This window comes from Isoptericola haloaureus (assembly GCF_036689775.1).
GTDB classification, from domain to species: Bacteria; Actinomycetota; Actinomycetes; order Actinomycetales; family Cellulomonadaceae; genus Isoptericola; species Isoptericola haloaureus.
In genome coordinates, this window is the sequence record NZ_JBAGLP010000053.1 from 1 (window position 1) to 344 (window position 344).

The window sequence follows — 344 nt, forward strand, 5'->3', positions numbered from 1 at the left end:
GCCCGGCCTCGCCGGTCGCCACGGCCTCCTTCCTGAGGTTCTGCAGGGCCGCGGCGTCGCTGGGGTCCGACGCGTCGCCCTCGTCGACGTCGTCCGGCTGCGATGCGCCCGATCGCGAGACGCGTTACATGTGATGTCGAAAGGAAGAAGCGACGCCGCCATCCCCGCCGTCCCGCAGACGAACGGGGACGCGCGGGCCGCCCTGAGCCTCGTCCGCGCCGACCGATACAACGTCTGGGCGCACGCCAGCGGCTGGGCGGCGAAGTACACCGAAAACGCGTTGAACTTCGTCGGCGACGCGGGCGCCGCCAACGGGTTCACGAAGCACCAGGACGTCGACGCGC

The 344-nt window shown here is 71.5% G+C and carries 1 protein-coding gene; it reads left to right on the top strand.

Annotated features, from left to right (window positions below):
* Positions 1-133: 133 nt before the first annotated feature.
* Positions 134-344: hypothetical protein (locus V5O49_RS00185; protein ID WP_332900457.1), on the top strand; the 211-nt coding region annotated here is incomplete at its 3' end.